Here is a 15,066-nt window from a genome sequence, read left to right on the forward strand (position 1 = left end):
CGCGCTTCCTCCGTCGTCGTGGTCGGACCGCCGTGGAATCGGCCCGGCTTTCGAGAGTCTCACCCACGCGCCGCTGCCACTGCCGCGCGCCCGGTGTTGTGCCTGTTCGGTGACACGGGCGGGCGGCGGCACGGGAGTGTTCGACGGCGCGTAGGTGTCCCGGTGCGACGGTCCGGGTCGGTACCGGCGATCCGCGCACCCGGGCATAACCTGCTCGGATGGACACTGTGGACAACGCGCCGCAAGCGGGCCGCCGGCGACCCCGGGTAGGCCATATCCAGTACCTCAACTGCCTGCCCATCTACTGGGGCCTGGCCCGCACGGGCTCGTTGGTGGACCTGGACCTCACCAAGGACACCCCGGACAACCTCAACGACGCCCTCGTGCGCGGCGACCTCGACATCGCTCCGATCAGCGTGGTCGAGTTCCTGCGGCACGCGGACGACCTGGTGGTGCTCCCGGACATCGCCGTGGCCGCCGACGGACCGGTGATGTCGGTCATGCTGGTCAGCCAGGTGCCGGTGGAGCAGTTGGACGGGGCGCGGGTCGCGCTCGGTTCGCAGAGCCGTACCGGGGTCCGGCTGGCCCGGCTGCTGCTGGAGGAGAAGTACGGCGTGCGGCCGAAGTTCTTCACCTCGGCGCCCGACCTGGGACTGATGATGCAGGAGGCGGACGCCGCGGTGGTGATCGGCGACGTCGCGCTGCGCGCGACGTTGTACGACGCGCCGCGGCTGGGCCTGCTGGTCTACGACCTCGCGCACGAGTGGAAGCAATGGACCGGACTGCCGTTCGTGTTCGCGGTGTGGGCCGCCCGCCGGGAGTTCCTGGCCGCGCACCCGGCCGAGGTGCACGCGGTGCACCGGGCCTTCCTGGAGTCCCGCGACCTGTGCATGCAGGAGGTGGACAAGGTCTGCGAGCACGTGGCCCGGTGGGAGGCGTTCGACGCGGCCACCCTGGAGCGCTATTACACCGAGGCGCTGGACTACTCGCTCGGTGAGCGCCACCTGGCGGGGATGGCCGAGTTCGCCCGCCGAACCGCGCACGACACCGGGTATCCGGCCGATGTGCGGGTGACCCTGCTCGACGCCCCGCCGACGTCGTGAGCGGGCCGGATAGGCTCGTTGACGAGCTTTTGTTCCACTGGCATTCGTTCCACTCGTATTCGTTCCATGCGGAGGCTTCCCCGTGAGCAGCGATCTCCAGCCGGTCCTGGACCGGGCCGCCACCGGTGGGCGGATCACGCCCGACGAGGCACTCGCCCTGTACGTCCACGCGCCGCTGCACGCGCTCGGCCGGGCAGCCGACGCCGCGCGGCGCCTGCGCTACGCGGACACCGTCGACATCGCGACGTACATCATCGAGCGCAACATCAACTACACGAACGTGTGCGTCACCGCGTGCAAGTTCTGCGCGTTCTACGCTCCGCCCAAGAGCGAGAAGGGCTGGGTCCGCGAGATCGACGACATCCTGCGCCGGTGCGCGGAGACGGTCGAACTCGGCGGCACCCAGATCATGTTCCAGGGCGGGCACCACCCGGACTTCGGCGTCGAGTACTACGAGCGCTCGTTCGCCGCGATCAAGGCCGAGTTCCCGCAGTTGGTGATCCACTCGCTCGGCGCGTCCGAGGTCGCGCACATGGCCAAGGTCTCCGGGGTGGGCATCGAGGAGGCCATCACCCGGATCCACGCCGCGGGCCTGGACTCGTTCGCGGGCGCCGGCGCGGAACTGCTCCCGGAGCGACCGCGCAAGGCGATCGCGCCGCTGAAGGAATCCGGCGAGCGCTGGCTGGAGATCATGGAGACCGCGCACGGTCTGGGCGTGGAGTCGACCTCGACGATGCTGATGGGCACCGGCGAGACCAACGCCGAGCGGATCGAGCACCTGCGGATGATCCGCGACGTGCAGGACCGCACGGGCGGCTTCCGGGCCTTCATCCCGTACACCTACCAGCCGGAGAACAACCACCTGAAGGGGCAGACGCAGGCCACCCTGCTCGAATACCTGCGCCTGATCGCGGTTGCCCGGCTGTTCCTGCACAACGTCGCGCACATCCAGGGCTCGTGGCTCACCACGGGCAAGGAGGCCGGCCAGCTCACCCTGCACTACGGCGCGGACGACCTGGGCTCGGTGATGCTGGAGGAGAACGTGGTCTCCTCCGCCGGCGCCAAGCACCGCTCCAACCGGATGGAGCTGCTGCACCTGATCCGCGCCGCCGGCCGGATCCCCGCCCAGCGCGACACCACCTACAACCACCTGATCGTGCACGACGACCCGGCGAACGACCCGGTCGACGACAAGGTGGTCTCGCACTTCTCCTCCACGGCCCTCGACGGCGGCACCGCCCGCCCCCTGCTCAAGGTCGTCGACGCGCGCTGAGAGCGGCTTGCGATGATGGGCGCATGTCGTTGACCTTGCATGTCGCGCCCGTTGTCCTGTCGATGGTCGACGCGGAGCCCATCCGCGACGGGGCCGTGCTCGTGGAGGACGGCCGGATCGTCGCGGTGGGCTCGCGGGGGGAGTTGGCCTCGGCGGGCGCGCGGGAGCGGGTCTGGCGGGGTGTGCTCACGCCGGGGCTGGTGAACGCGCACGCGCATCTGCAGTACACCGACTTCGGGGATCTGGCGTTGTCCGGGCTGGCGTTTCCGGAGTGGATTCGCACGCTGACCGCGCGGCGGGCCGACTTCTCCGAGGTGATGTGGCAGGAGAGCGCGCGGCGCGGGGTGCATCACATGTTGCGGTCCGGGACGACGGCGGCGGCGGACGTGGTCACCGATCCCTGTGTGTTGGTGCCGGTGGGGCGGTCGGGGCTGCGCGGGATCAGCTACGTCGAGGTGATCGCGGACGACGCGATGTGGACCGGCGGGCGGCGCGCGGCCTTCCTGGAGACGTTGGACGGGGCGAGCGGTGGGCGCGCGTTGGGGGTCTCGCCGCACACGCCGTTCACGGTCGGCACGTCGGTGTTCGAGGAGTGTGTGGCGATCGCGCGCGAGCGCGGTCTGCGGCTGCACCCGCACCTGGCGGAGACCGCGCACGAGGCGGAGTTCATCCGACACGGCACCGGCCGGTTCGCGGACATGAACCGGGCGATCGGGATGGCCCTGGAACTGCTCGACGGCGGCAGCGGCGCCGGCCCGGCGGCCTACCTGGACGGGTTCGCCGGCCTGGGCGCGGACGTACATGTCGCGCACGGGGTGCACCTGGCGGGAGAGGATCGTGCGCTGCTGCGCGAACAGGGCACCGCCGTCGCGCTGTGCGTGCGCTCCAACGCGATCCTGGCGGCGGGTGAGCCGCCGGTCGCCGACTACCTGGCCGAGGGCGCGCCGATCGCGCTGGGCACCGACTCGCTCGCCTCCTCGCCGTCCCTGGACCTGTGGGAAGAGGCGGCGGCGGTCCGGGAACTGGCGGTCCGTCAGGGATATCGCGCGGACGACCTGGATCGGCGCCTGGTCGAGGCGGTCACGATCGGCGGTGCGACGGCGATGGGTGGGCTGGACGGCGCGGGCACGCTGCGCGCGGGCGGACTCGCCGACCTCGCGGTGTTCGACGTGCCGACGGAGGGTGATCCGTACGCCGCGCTGGTCGCGCACGGGACGGGGTCGTGTGTGGCCACGGTGCTCGGCGGGCGGCTGGTGCATCGGCGCTGAGCGGGTCGGGCGGGCATTCGGTCGGCGATGGTCGCACGATCGTTTCGGCATGGTCGCGCATACGCGTACGGACCCGGGGCAGGCGCTCGGTCAGAACGACACGGTATTCGCAAAGGCCACTTACCGACCCGGGCCCTGTCCGTCCGGGATGAGGAGGCACACCATGTCCGTCGGTACCCGCATTCGTTCCATCGTCCGCGCCGTCACCCCGCGCCGTAGGGGTCGACGCACCGGCGGCGGCCGTGGTGGCGGCGTCGGCATCGGCGCCCGGATCGGCCGCGTCGGTGGCGGCGTCGGGGCGAACCGGCGCGGCGTCGGCGGTGGCGTCGGCCGTCGGTGACGCACACGCACGACATGATCGATTCCGGGCGGGTCGCGGATCGCACGCGACCCGCCCGGTGCGTTGTCCGCCCCACGGCACGAGGGCCCGGTCCGGCGCGAGATGATGACCGGGTGACTCGAGCATCCCTGGACAAGCAACCGCGTGAAGTCGCGTCGATGTTCGACGCGGTCGCGGCGCGCTACGACCTGACCAACACCGTGTTGTCCATGGGCCAGGACCGGTCCTGGCGCAAGGCCGTGGCCCGGGCCGTGGACGCCCGGCCGGGCGAGCGCGTGCTCGACCTCGCGGCCGGCACCGGTACCTCCTCGCTGCCCTTCCGGGACGCGGGCGCGGACGTGGTGCCGTGCGACTTCTCGGTGGGCATGCTGCGCGAGGGCAAGCGCAAGCACCCCGAACTGCCCTTCACCGCGGGCGACGCGACCAGGCTCCCGTTCAAGGACGCCACGTTCGACGCGGTGACCATCTCGTTCGGCCTGCGCAACGTCGAGGACACCCAGGGCGCGCTGCGCGAGATGTTGCGGGTGACCCGGCCGGGCGGCCGACTGGTGGTCTGCGAGTTCAGCCGGCCCACCTGGCGTCCGTTCGAGACGGTGTACGTGGAGTACCTGATGCGCGCGCTGCCGCAGGTGGCCACCGCGGTCAGCAGCAACCCGGACGCGTACGTGTACCTGGCCGAGTCGATCCGCGCGTGGCCCGACCAGGCCGGCCTCGCGGCGCTGATCGGCGGGGCCGGGTGGGTGAACCCGGCCTGGCGCAACCTCACCGGCGGTGTGGTCGCGCTGCATCGGGGCTTCCGGCCGTCCGAGTGACCCGCGGGTCGGTCCCGTGCCCGTGCGGGTGACCGCGGGCCGGCGTCGCGTCCCGCGGGGGTGGACCACAGCCCGTCCCGCGCCCGGCGAGTGGCCACAGGCCGGCCCGTCGCCCGCTCCTCATAGACTTGTCCGGCCGGAACCGTCCCGGTTTCGGTACTGCCGCAGAGACTTCCAGGGGAGTCGTCCGTGACCGACGCAGCGCCCGTCACAACCACCAAGCGCGCCGACTCGACGCATGAGGCCGACGTCATCGTGGTCGGGGCCGGTCCGGCCGGATCGACCACGGCGTACCACCTGGCCAAGTCCGGCGTCAGCGTGATCCTGCTGGAGAAGACCGAGTTCCCCCGGGAGAAGGTCTGCGGCGACGGGCTCACCCCGCGCGCGACCAAGCAGCTCATCGCGATGGGTGTGGACACCTCGGTCGAGGCCGGTTGGCTGCCGAACAAGGGTCTGCGGATCCTCGGCGGCGGCATGCGCCTGGAGCTGGACTGGCCGGATCTGGCCAGCTATCCCGCGCACGGTCTGGTCCGCAAGCGGGCCGACTTCGACGAGATCCTGGCCCGCCAGGCGGCGTCCGCCGGCGCCAAGCTGTACGAGCGCGCGAACGTCACCGGCCCGATCCTGGACGATCGCACCGGCCGCATCGTGGGCGTCAACGTGCGGATGAACGGGTCGAAGGAGGAGACCGTCTTCCGCGCGCCGATCGTGGTCGCCGCCGACGGCAACTCGACCCGGCTCTCCCTCGCGATGGGCCTGCACCGCCGCGAGGACCGACCGATGGGTGTCGCGGTGCGCACCTACTTCAAGTCCCCGCGCAGCGACGACGACTACCTCGAATCGTGGTTGGAGCTGTGGGACCGCCGCGACGGCCAGGAGAAGCTGCTGCCCGGCTACGGCTGGGTGTTCGGCATGGGCGACGGCACCTCGAACGTGGGCCTGGGCCTGCTGAACACCTCGGCCGCCTTCAAGGACATCGACTACCGCGACCTGCTCAAGGGCTGGGTCTCGGGGATGCCCGAGGAGTGGGGCTACACCGACGAGAACCAGGAGGGCTCGATCCGCGGCGCCGCCCTCCCGATGGGCTTCAACCGTCAACCGCACTACACCAAGGGCCTGTTGCTGGTCGGCGACGCGGGCGGGATGGTCAACCCGTTCAACGGCGAGGGCATCGCCTACGCGATGGAGTCGGGCGAGATCGCGGCCCAGGTGATCACCCAGGCGGTGGCCAGGCTCACCCCCGAGGGACGCGAGCGCGCGCTGCACGACTATCCGCGCATCCTCAAGCAGACCTACGGTGGCTACTACACGCTGGGTCGGGTGTTCGTGAAGCTGATCGGCGACCCGAGGGTGATGAACTTCGCCACCAAGCACGGTCTGCCGCATCCGATGCTGATGAAGTTCGTGCTCAAGATGCTGGCCAACCTGACCGACCCGCGCGGCGGCGACGCGATGGACCGGATCATCAACGGCATGGTGCGGATCGCGCCCGCGGCGTGAGGCGCGCGGTGCGGGCGTGCCACGCGGGTGGTCCGCGGGTAGCCCGCGCGTGATGCGCGCGTAGTGCGTGCGTAGTGGTGGTGTGCTTGGCTCGGCGGCGCACCATCACTACGACTCCGGAGGACTGCTCCCATGCAAGACGCCCGTGACATGCGCGACTTCATCGCCGGACTGCCCAAGTGCGAGCTGCATCTGCACATCGAGGGCACGCTGGAGCCCGAGCTGAAGTTCACGCTGGCCGAGCGCAACGGGATCGAGCTGCCGTACTCCTCGGTCGAGGAGATGCGCGCCTCGTATCGGTTCGACAGCCTCGCGTCGTTCCTCACCGTGTACTACGAGGGCATGCGGGTCCTGGTGCACGAGCCGGACTTCTACGACCTCGCGATGGCGTACCTGCGCAAGGCCGCCGCGCAGAACGTGCGGTACGTGGAGATGTTCTTCGACCCGCAGGCGCACACCGGTCGCGGGGTGCCGTTCGACGTGGTGGTGCGCGGGCTGACCCGGGCGATCGGCGACGCCCGGCGCGAGCTGGGCATCCGGGCCCAGTTGATCATGTGCTTCCTGCGCGACTTCCAGGCCGAGTACGCGATGGCCACCCTGGTGCAGTCGCTGGCGTACCGGGAATGGATCGTGGGGATCGGGCTCGACTCGGACGAGCGCGGCAATCCGCCGGCCAAGTTCGCCGCCGTGTACGCGCGGGCGCGGGCCGAGGGCTACCGGTTGACCATGCACTGCGACGTCGACCAGGAGAACAGCGTCGAGCACATCCGGCAGGCGATCGAGGACATCGGCGTGGACCGGATCGACCACGGCTCGAACGCGCTGGAGGACCCGAAGCTGGTCGCGGCGATCAAGGAGCGCGGGCTCGGGCTGACCGTGTGCCCGGTCTCGAACTCCTTCGTGGTGGACGGCATCAAGGGCGCGGAGATCCGGCGGATGCTGGACGAGGGCATCCTGGTCACGATCAACTCGGACGACCCCGCCTACATGGACGCGTACGTCCTGGAGAACCTCGAGCGCGCCCAGGCCGACCTGGGGCTGAGCCGGGCCGAGGTGGCACGGTTCGAGTACAACGCGTTCGCGATCTCGTGGTTGCCGGAGGATGTGCGGGACGGGTACGTGGCGGAGTTGGACGCCTATCTGGCGAACACCGCGAGCTGAGCCGTCGCACGGGTCGAACTCCCGTGTGCGCACGGGAGTTCGACTGCCGGACCGTACGGGCTAAGGGAGCGGCGCGACCCAGGTGCCCGGGTCCGCGACGTTCTTGAAGTCGAGGCTCTCGACCATCCGTGCGAGTGCCGGGTAGGGCACCAGGGTGTTGCTCTCGACCAGGATCAGCAGTTCGTGTCCACCGACGTCGACCACCATCAGGGCACCCCCGGGGGTCGGTGAGTATCCGACGGCGGGCGCGGTGAAGTACCAGGTGTCGCGGCTCCCGAGCACGGTCGGCGGGCCACTCTGGCGTACCCGACCCAGGTGGCCGTTGTCGGAGGCGGTGAGTTGCATCCGCAGGGACCCCCTCTCCGTCAGACCCAACAAATCGGTCCGCTTCATGGCCGGCCGGCCGGCGTCGACGAAGACGAGGACCGAGTTCGCCTCCGATGGCATGGAGGTGGCCGAGCCGCCGTAGTCGAACCGCAGGCCGGGGGGTACGAATCCGATCCGGTAGGGCGCGGTGACTCCGGTCGGCACGACGCGTACCGCTTCGGCGAGCAGGTCCAGTTCGGCGCGGTTCTGCGCCCCGGAGACGATCACCCATCGACCGGATGCGTCCGGCCACGCGATCACGGGACTTCGCACGTCGTGCGGGGTCGGGAGGACGGCTTTGCCGGGGCCGATGGTGGGGATGTCTTGTCGTTTGACCGCGATTTCCTCGTCCTCGGCCCGGCTGAGCAGGTAGTCCGGGACGTACCGGGCGGGTTTCCCCTGTACCCGGATCGGGGTGCCGGCCTCGATCGCGGCCATGTCGACGTCGGCCGCCGGGTAGGCGGCGATGTTGCCGCCCCAGCCCGTCACGGCCGTGTTGTGCGACCGGATGCTCGCCAGGGCCCGAGGCCCGGCGAACCCCTGTTGCAGCGGGTAGAAGCCGTTGGCCCGGTCCACGTCGAGGGTCAGGGCCGGCGCGTTGGAGAGTGGCGCGGGCTTCGGCACCGGCGGGGTGGGTGCCGTCGCGTGCTCCGGGCGGTCGTCGCGAAACGGGGACACCACCGCGGGGGTGATCGCGCCGATCGCGACCACCGCGGCCACCCCGACGCCGGCGACGGTCAGTCGGCGGCGGCGGATCCGGCGGGCACCGGCGTAGGCCTGCTCCACCATCCCGTCGGGGGGTGGCGCGAGGTCGTCGTGGCGGGCGAGGGTCTGCCGTAGATCCCGGATATCGGTCATGTCGCTTCTCCCTGGACGGGTTCGGGGGTCCTGGTCAGGTCCACGCGCAAGGTGGCGAGGGCACGGGAGGCGTAGCCGCGGACGGTGCCGGGCCGGCAGTTCAGCGTCTCGGCGATCTCGTCGTCGGTCAGGTCCTCGTAGTAGCGCAGCACCAGCACGGCTCGCTGCTGACGCGGCAACTCGCCCAGTCGGTGCCACAGGTCGTCCGCGAGCCCGGCGTCGGCGGCGTGATCCGGCACGCTCGGCCCACCGAGTCCGTCCATGGCCGCGTGCTCCAAGGCGACGGTCCGCACCGCCTTGCGCCTGCGCAACGAGAGGAATTCGTTGGTGACCATGGTGCGCAGGTAAGCGTCCGGCCGATCCATGCCGCCGATGCGTTTCCACCGCACCAGGGCCTTGGCCAGCGCGTCCTGGACCAAGTCGCGCGCCAACTCCCGATCGCCGCACAGGAGCGCGGCGTAGCGCAGCAACCCCGGCAGCCTCGCCGCCGCGAAGTCCTCGAACCGCATCCTGGTCGTCTCCTCGCCGGCGATCCCCGGTGGACGGCCTCTACCGATACAAACGCGACCACCGGGCGATCTGCTGTGCCGGACGCGCGATTGGCACCCGTGCTCGGCCACGCGCGACCGCCGCGCGACTGCCACGCGCGACGCGCACGGCATCGGCGACCGGTCCGGAACATCCCGGAACAACATTCTCCGTACTACTGTGCATTGCGTGGTACCGTGCAACGCACAAGAGCTGGAGGTGTCATGGATCCGAGTCAGTTGCTCAAGGGAGTGCTGGACCTGGCGGTACTCGCCGTGCTGCGCGAGGAGGACGGCTACGGCTACGACGTACTGCGCAGACTGCGCAAGGCCGGTCTCGACGACGTCGGCGACGCCTCGGTCTACGGCACGCTGCGTCGGCTGTACAACGCCGGACTCCTCACGTCCTATGTGGTGGCGAGCGACGAAGGCCCGAACCGCAAGTACTACGCGCTGAACGAGCCGGGCCGGCTGCGGTTCCGGGAGTCCACCGACACGTGGAACTCGTTCGCCCGGACGATGTCGGAACTGGTGGGGGAGACCCGATGAAGGACACCGCACTGCACCCCGTCGCGGCGGACTACCGCCTCGAGGTCGCCCGCATCCTGGCCGACCTGCCGGTCGCCGAGGCGGAGGAGATCCTGGACGACGTCGAGGTGAACCTGAGCGAGGTGCTCGCCGAACTCGACGAAGTGGTCACCTCCGAGTCGCTGCGTGCTCGGCTGGGCACCCCGCACGAGTACGCGGCCGAACTGCGGGCGGCAGCCGGGTATCCGCCGCTGACGCCGACCGGGTCGGGGCCCCTGTCCCGCATCGGCAAGCTCGAACTCCTTTGCCTGGGACTGTTCGTGGCGCTCGGAGCGGCGTTCGTGACCGGCATCGGGATCGGTGCCGCCGAGCACGGGCAGGAGCGGTGGTGGATTCTTCCGTGCCTGCTGGGCCTGGTTGTCGAGGCGCTGAACGCGTTGTGGCTGCGTGGTCGCGCGCCGGGACTGCCCGAGATCGCCGCGCTGTCGATCACCCGACGTGCGAGGACTCTCGGGGAGTCCTTGCGCACGGGCCGATGGGCGGAACCCGTACGGTTTCTGATCGGTCTGCAAAGCGCGTGGTGGGTCACCCGGGCGCTGATCGTGGCCGTGCTCGTGTGGGTCCTCGCGGGCGGTGTGTGGTGGCCGGTGGCGGCCGGTGTCCTGGCCCTGGCCGGGTCGTTGTGGTTGGGGCCGCGTGCGGCGCACGACCGTCGGCTGTTGTGGGCGGCGGTGCCGATCAACGCGCTCGTGATCGGAGCAGGGATCGGGATGCTCGCCGCGGGACAGTTGACACCGGAGAGCAGGACCGAGTACGTGCACAACAACGTCCCGCCACGGTCGAAATACTACTCGCCCGTGGACGGTCACCCGCTGGACGGCGGCGCCCTGCTGACCAAGGCGGACGGGGGACCGCTGAAGAACATCTATCCCTTCGACGCCCAGGGGCGTCCACTCAAGGACGTCCTGCTCTTCGACCACAACGGCAAGCAACTCGGCATCGTCGGCGACGAGTACGAACGCTACTGCGGGCCCTCGAACCAGTCCGTGGTGCCCAACCGGGACAGCCTGCCGTTCCCGCAGCCTCGGGTCGTCGGCGACTCGGCGACAGGAAGGTGCCGCGTCGAGGAGGGCACCGCGCCCTTCACGATTGCGATCCCGGTCCGACCGGGCGGGCAGCCTTCGGCGGATCCGAACCCGGGCGCGGTGCCGCAGTCCGGTGCGCAGGTTCCGCAGGGCGGTGGGCAACTGCCGCAGGCCGTCCCGTCGACGCCACCCTCGGCCGGTGCGTCGGGCGCGGTGAACCCGGCGAACCCGCCGGCGAGCCCCACGAGCCCGACCACCCCGCCGGTGTCGCCGAACTCGGCTCCGCCCGCCTCGCAGACGGGTCCCAAGACCGGGGAGTCGGCGACAGCTCCTGCGGAGAGCGGGAGTTGAGACTCGGGACCGGGCCCCGACTCGGGTCCCGGGACCGGCGCTCGGGGACCGCCGGTCCCGGGTCTACCGGCTGCCGGCCGGGTGAGGCACGGCCGGCAGCCGTTACACCCGGGCCGGGCCGGCGTCCTCGGCCCGGCGCCCGCGCGGGGCGAATCGACGTCGGGCGCGACCGCGTCCGGTCGATGGCCAGTGCGCGGCAGGACGGCGGCAAGGGTGTTCAACGGACGTCGAGTGAGCGTTGAACGCGGCGTGGGACAACGGCCGGACGACTTCAGCCCCGGCCGCCGCTCGGCCGCTCGTGACGCATCAGTAAGGTCTCTTATCCATGCTGACGTTTCGTGTTCTGGGAGCGCTCGAAGCGTGGGACGGTGACCGGCCGGCCGACCTGCGCGGCCCGCGCCATCGGGCCGTTCTCGCTCGGCTCGTCCTGGCGCGGGGGCACGTCGTACCGGTCGACCGGTTGATCGAGGATCTGTGGCACGGCGAGTCGCCGCATCGCGCGCTCGGCTCCGTACAGACCTTCGTGTCGCACCTGCGCCGTGCGCTCGAACCCGATCGCGCGCCGCGCACGCCCTCGACCGTACTGGTGACCGCGCCGCCCGGATACGCGTTCCGGGTCGGCACGGACGAGGTCGACGCGTGGCGCTTCGAGGCCCTGGTGCACCGGGCCGGCGGCCTGTTGGCGGCCGGTGCCGCCGAGGAGGCGCTGCGTGAGTTGACCGCGGCGCTGGACCTGTGGCGTGGGCCCGCGTACGCGCAGTTCGCGGACGAGCCGTGGGCCCGGCCCGAGGCGGCCCGGCTGGAGGAACTGCGGTTGGTCGCGGTCGAGCGCCGGGCCGAGGCGGGGCTCGCGATCGGGCAGGCGTCCGGGATCGTGCCGGGGTTGGAGGCGCACGCGGCGGCCCACCCACTACGCGAGGAGAGTTGGCGATTGCTCGCGCTGGCGATGTACCGATGCGCCCGTCAGGGCGATGCGTTGGCCGTGCTGCGCCGGGTACGCACCGCGCTGCGCGAGGAGTTGGGCGTCGAGCCGGGGGCGCGGTTGCAGCGGCTGGAGGCGGACATCCTGGCGCACGCCGCCGAGTTGGACGCCCCGGCAGCGGTGTCGACCTCGGCGGGGCCGGCGACCGGGGCCGCCGCGCCGCGTGAGGTTCCGAACACGGCGCAGGCCGCCGACGAGGCGACGGAGGACGGATTCGTGCCGCGGACGACCACCCTGATCGGCCGGACGGTGGAGACCGCGACCCTGCTGGCCGCGGCGAAGCGGGCCGACGGGCGGCTCTCGGTCGCCCTGGTCAGCGGCGATCCGGGCGAGGGCAAGACCGCGTTGACCGAGCACGTACGGGAGTTGCTGGCCGCCGAGGGCTGGCGGGCCGCGTGGGGGCGCTGCCCCGAGTCCGGTGGCGCGCCGGCCGGGTGGCCGTGGACCCAGATGTTGCGCACGCTCGCCGCGGTGAGTCCGCCGGACGAGGAGACCGCGCGGGTGCTCGCACCCTTGCTGGCCGACTCGTTCGTCCCGGTCGGCGATCAGGCCGCGGCGAAGTTGATGCTGCATCAGGCGGTGGTGGGCTACCTGGCGCGGGCCACCGCCGAGACGCCGTGGCTGCTGGTGCTGGACGACGTGCACCGCGCGGACGAGGAGACATTGGCACTGTTGTGTCACCTGGCCACCGACCGGGACGCGGCCGGGCGGGTGTTGCTCGTGGTCACCTACCGGCACAACGAGGTCGGGGACCTGCTCGCCGACGCGCTCGCCCGGCTGGCACGATGCGGTCCGGAACGCATCGAACTCACCGGCCTGGCCCCGGAGGCGGTCGCCGACCTGGTGCGCGGCGCGGTCTCGGCGGCGATCGACGAGGACACCGTACGGGCGATCGTGGACCGCACGGCGGGCAACCCGTTCTACGTCCTGGAGACCGCCCGGGTGCTCGCTGCCGAGGGCGCGCACGCGGCGGTGTCCGAGGTCCCGGTCGGAGTGCGGGACGTGATCCGGCGGCATGTCGCGGGGCTGCCGAAGGCCGCGCAGGAGGTGCTCAAGCAGGCCTGCGTACTCGGCCGGGACATCGACGTGGACGTGCTGTTGGCGCAGGGCAACGCGGACGAGGACACCGTGCTGGACGCGGTCGAGTCGGCGCTGCTGACCGGGCTGCTCGTCGAGCCGGACGCGGGCCAGTTGCGGTTCACCCACGCGCTGGTGCGGGACACGCTGTACGAGGACCTGTCCCAGCTTCGCCGGGCCCGGATGCACGCGCGCACGGCCGAGGCGATCGAGGCCGTGCGGCCTCGGGACGTGGCGGCACTGGCGCATCACTACCTGGCCTCGGCGTCGCGGGCGACGGCGGCGAAGGCAACGCACTTCGCGCGCTTGGCGGCGCTCGACGCGGAGATCCACTTCGCGTATCGCGAGGCCGCGCAGTTGTGGCGGGGCGCGCTGACGGCCTTCGAGCGGTCGGGGGCCGCGGACGACGCGGCCCGCAAGGAGATGGAGGCGGGAGTCGAGCGCTCGCTTGCCCAGTCGGGGGACCACAGCCAGGGGTAGCGGCATGGGTGGGGCCGCGGTGGTGCGGGCCGGGCCGGTACGGGCCGGGCCCACCGCTGGGGGTCGACGGCTCCGGATCGACCGCTTCGGGCCGAACGCTCCGACCGGACGGGACGGCCTGCTCCGATCCGGCCGGGAACGACACCCGTTCGGCGCGCGTCGCTGCCATCGGCGGAGCCCTTCCGGAAGCCTTGCCCACGCCGCGACGCACCCCGCACCGCGCCGTGCCGGCGCGGTGCGGGGTGCGTCGGGGTCGAGGCTAGGCCGGGATGTGCGGGGCGATGATGGCGGCGTAGTTGGCTTCGCCTCGGCGGTTGGGATGCAGCGGGGCCGCGAGGTCGGTGGGGACGTAGCCCTCGACCCATTTGGCCGAGGGGGCCTGGCAGGCGTCGTGCCCGGTGCTCGGGCCGGCCACGTCCACGTAGGTGGCGCCGTGGCCCGCGGCCTGGGTGGCGATGGCCGTGTTGAGCCGGTTCACGCTGCCCTGGAGGTAGTCCGCGTCGACGCCGAGGACCGGCTGGTACGGCCAGCAGCCGCCGGGCTTGATGTACAGGCCGTATCCGGTGACCACGACCCGTGCCTGGGGCGCGCGTTGGTGGATCCCGGCGAGCACCGCGCCGAGCTTGGGCGCGAACGCGTCGATGCGCTGCGCGATCTGGTCGACGCCGCCGGCCGTCCACTTGTCCTTGCACGGGGTCGCGAACGGGTTGAGCGTCGCGCAGCCCTGCGCCACGCCGACCAGGCCGACGTCGTTGCCGCCGATGGTGAGGGTGACCAGCGTGGTGTCCGCACTCAGCGCGTCGAACTGCGGCGGTGCCTCGCCCATGTCGATGCCGCCGAGGGACAGGTGTTGCGGCGAGGTCATGTCGTTGCTGTCCGCACCGCTACAGGTCACGTCGCGCAGTTCGGCGACGTTCAGGCGCGCGGCGAGCACGTGTGCGTAGTTGTTGGTGGACCGGCCGCACGCGAGCGGCCCGGTGATGTCCGGGATCAGCGGACCCGAGGCCATCGAGTCGCCGAGCGCGACGTAGACCTGATGATCCGCCGCGCCCGCCGGCCCGGTCGCGGCGACCAGACCGGCCAGTGCCAGTGCGCCCGCCGCGATCGCCGCCGCCGTCCCGCGCCCGAACCGGCGCAGCCGGCCAGGTGGATTCCGTGGACTGTTGTGTAGCCGACTCCTCATGCGTGCCGCAGAGTTCATGACGACTCCCGCCGGTCGTGGAATGTCCCACGCGTCATCATGCAGACTCGGACACAGCGGCTTAACTGGTGAGTAACACAGACTTTCCGGGAGGTCCCTGTGACACGTGACAACCCGCCGGGTGATCGGGCGCCCACCACCCGCGAGCGCCCGC

12 protein-coding genes are annotated in these 15,066 nt (G+C 71.5%); 9 read left to right on the forward strand and 3 right to left on the reverse strand.

The genetic code is table 11. The annotated features are described in order from the left end of the window. Positions 1-218 precede the first annotated feature (218 nt). The 6 genes from OG948_RS21570 to add all read left to right on the forward strand — a co-directional run bounded on the left by OG948_RS21570 (position 219) and on the right by add (position 7,457). Positions 219-1,103 carry a menaquinone biosynthetic enzyme MqnA/MqnD family protein gene (locus OG948_RS21570; RefSeq protein ID WP_406298108.1) on the forward strand — a complete coding sequence of 295 codons (885 nt, stop codon included), beginning with the start codon at positions 219-221 and terminating at the stop codon, positions 1,101-1,103. 82 nt (positions 1,104-1,185) lie between these two features. Next, positions 1,186-2,376, forward strand: coding sequence for a cyclic dehypoxanthinyl futalosine synthase (mqnC, locus tag OG948_RS21575; RefSeq protein WP_395864113.1), 1,191 nt, complete (start codon positions 1,186-1,188; stop codon positions 2,374-2,376). A 23-nt stretch (positions 2,377-2,399) separates the two neighbouring features. Continuing rightward, positions 2,400-3,644 (forward strand): amidohydrolase family protein, encoded by a 1,245-nt coding sequence (locus OG948_RS21580; RefSeq protein WP_406298109.1) that lies wholly within the window; start codon positions 2,400-2,402, stop codon positions 3,642-3,644. Positions 3,645-4,097: 453 nt separating this feature from the next. Further along, entirely contained in the window at positions 4,098-4,796 is a 699-nt protein-coding gene (locus OG948_RS21585) for a demethylmenaquinone methyltransferase (RefSeq protein WP_406298110.1), read from the forward strand. Positions 4,797-4,955: 159 nt separating this feature from the next. Next, positions 4,956-6,296, forward strand: a complete 1,341-nt coding sequence (locus OG948_RS21590) for a geranylgeranyl reductase family protein (RefSeq protein ID WP_406300309.1) — start codon at positions 4,956-4,958, stop codon at positions 6,294-6,296. Positions 6,297-6,428: 132 nt separating this feature from the next. Further along, on the forward strand, positions 6,429-7,457 hold the full coding sequence (add, locus tag OG948_RS21595; RefSeq protein WP_406298111.1) for an adenosine deaminase: 1,029 nt from the start codon (positions 6,429-6,431) through the stop codon (positions 7,455-7,457). A gap of 60 nt (positions 7,458-7,517) precedes the next feature. Here the strand turns inward: add and OG948_RS21600 are convergent, their stop codons facing one another. After that, a complete protein-coding gene (locus OG948_RS21600) occupies positions 7,518-8,681 on the reverse strand; it encodes a hypothetical protein (RefSeq protein WP_406298112.1) in 1,164 nt (387 codons plus the stop codon). Beyond that, positions 8,678-9,190, reverse strand: a complete 513-nt coding sequence (locus tag OG948_RS21605) for a SigE family RNA polymerase sigma factor (protein ID WP_406298113.1) — start codon at positions 9,188-9,190, stop codon at positions 8,678-8,680. The genes OG948_RS21600 and OG948_RS21605 overlap by 4 nt, the downstream gene beginning before the upstream one ends. 243 nt (positions 9,191-9,433) lie before the next feature. Between OG948_RS21605 and OG948_RS21610 the strand changes: the two genes are divergently transcribed. The 3 genes from OG948_RS21610 (at position 9,434) to OG948_RS21620 (ending at position 13,711) form a co-directional block, all read left to right on the forward strand. After that, positions 9,434-9,757, forward strand: a complete 324-nt coding sequence (locus OG948_RS21610; RefSeq protein ID WP_161357719.1) for a PadR family transcriptional regulator — start codon at positions 9,434-9,436, stop codon at positions 9,755-9,757. Beyond that, positions 9,754-11,172 (forward strand): hypothetical protein, encoded by a 1,419-nt coding sequence (locus OG948_RS21615; protein WP_406298114.1) that lies wholly within the window; start codon positions 9,754-9,756, stop codon positions 11,170-11,172. The genes OG948_RS21610 and OG948_RS21615 overlap by 4 nt, the downstream gene beginning before the upstream one ends. Before the next feature lie 325 nt (positions 11,173-11,497). Continuing rightward, entirely contained in the window at positions 11,498-13,711 is a 2,214-nt protein-coding gene (locus tag OG948_RS21620; RefSeq protein ID WP_406298115.1) for a BTAD domain-containing putative transcriptional regulator, read from the forward strand. A gap of 259 nt (positions 13,712-13,970) precedes the next feature. Here the strand turns inward: OG948_RS21620 and OG948_RS21625 are convergent, their stop codons facing one another. Beyond that, entirely contained in the window at positions 13,971-14,912 is a 942-nt protein-coding gene (locus OG948_RS21625) for an SGNH/GDSL hydrolase family protein (protein WP_406298116.1), read from the reverse strand. Positions 14,913-15,066: the final 154 nt, after the last annotated feature.

The organism is Embleya sp. NBC_00888, assembly GCF_045207655.1.
In the GTDB taxonomy this organism is placed as follows: Bacteria; Actinomycetota; Actinomycetes; order Streptomycetales; family Streptomycetaceae; genus Embleya.